The organism is Streptomyces sp. NPDC001744 (genome assembly GCF_042892575.1).
Classification (GTDB): Bacteria; Actinomycetota; Actinomycetes; order Streptomycetales; family Streptomycetaceae; genus Streptomyces.
This window is the reverse complement of the sequence record NZ_JBIAUG010000055.1, coordinates 1-1,212: the sequence shown is the minus strand read 5'-3', so window position 1 is coordinate 1,212 and position 1,212 is coordinate 1. Positions and strand designations below refer to the sequence as shown.

Genomic DNA, 1,212 nt, shown 5'->3' with positions numbered 1-1,212 from the left:
CCTAAGGGCTGTCCCGTAAATGATCTCCAAGTCGTCCCGGGCATCGTTGGTTGTGGTGTGATTGCCTGGTCTATCCGGCGAGGGCGAGGTTGTGCATCCGGGCGATGCCGAGCATGGCGTGGTGGACGCCGTCGCCCTTGAGGCGGCAGTCGCGGAGGATCTTCCAGGTCTTCATGCGGGCGAAGACGTGCTCGACCCGGGCCCGGACCTGCTTGTGGGACTTGTTGTGCTCCTCCTTCCAGTCCGGGAGTGCGGTCTGGCCGCGCTGCCGGCGGTGCGGGATGATGAGTCCGGTGCCCGGGTAGCCGCCGTCGGCGATCGTGACGGTGTTGCCAACGGCGGCCTTGGCGCCGGATTCCTCCCATGCCTTGCAGTCGTTGCGGTTCCCGGGCAGAGGCCGGCCGACCACGACGACCAGGCGGGTGTCGGCGTCGATGACGATCTGGTGGTTGGTGGAGTACCGGTAGTTCTTCGACCGCTCGGCGATGGTGTGGTCCCGGGTGGGGACAAGGGTGCCGTCCACGATCAGCACGGTGTCCTTGGCGAACCGCTTGCGGGGCTGGAGGGCGAGCATCGGCCCGAGGTGGTCGATGATCCGGTCCGCCGCCGACTTGGATACCCCGAACAGCGGGGCGAGCTGGCGCATGGTCAGGTTCGTGCGCCAGTAGGCCGCGACCAGAAGGGCCCGGTCCTCCAGCGGAAGACTCCACGGCCGGCCCTTGCGGACCGCGTCCGCCCCCTCGCGCCGCAGCACCGTCACCAGCTTCCTGAACTGCCGCGGGCTCAGTCCGGTGAACGGGGCTATCCAAGACGGCTCCGACGCCGTGATCACACCAGCCACACCAAGATCATCCCAGGCTGGTTAGGGTTTCTCCTTCGAGGCGACGGACTGGAGACGGATCATGGAACAGGATGAGGCCCTGCAACTCGCGGTGGCGTTTCTCGCGGACAGCCAGCGCGATGATGAGCCGCCTCTCGCCATCGACGCAGAGCGGGTTCGTGTGAGCAACGGGCTCCTGATCGTGCCCTACAACTCTGTGCAGTACCTCGCCTCGCGGGAGCCGAGAGAGCAGCTGTTGGACTGCTGGCCCATCCTCGTCGACCTTGCACGCGGAGAGGTGCGGTTCGGGACCCTGGACGAGCGACACCTGTGGAGGAACCCGAGCGCCTGACGCCTGTCCGTAGCCCCAGTTACGGGACAGCCCTTAGCGA

2 protein-coding genes are annotated in these 1,212 nt (G+C 66.8%); one reads left to right on the top strand and one right to left on the bottom strand.

Annotated elements, in window-relative coordinates; translation table 11 throughout:
• Nucleotides 1–70 precede the first annotated feature (70 nt).
• Nucleotides 71–841 (bottom strand): transposase, encoded by a 771-nt coding sequence (locus ACFYZY_RS30010; RefSeq protein ID WP_388700416.1) that lies wholly within the window; start codon nt 839–841, stop codon nt 71–73.
• Nucleotides 842–902: 61 nt separating this feature from the next.
• Between ACFYZY_RS30010 and ACFYZY_RS30005 the strand changes: the two genes are divergently transcribed.
• The gene (locus ACFYZY_RS30005) at nt 903–1,172 is read left to right on the top strand and encodes a hypothetical protein (RefSeq protein WP_361843876.1); all 270 of its coding nucleotides are present in this window, start codon (nt 903–905) and stop codon (nt 1,170–1,172) included.
• Nucleotides 1,173–1,212 lie beyond the last annotated feature (40 nt).

Bases quoted from the DNA above. Each gene is read 5' to 3' on its own strand.
- ACFYZY_RS30005 (WP_361843876.1), top strand. From the start codon at position 903: ATGGAACAGGATGAGGCCCTGCAACTCGCGGTGGCGTTTCTCGCGGAC.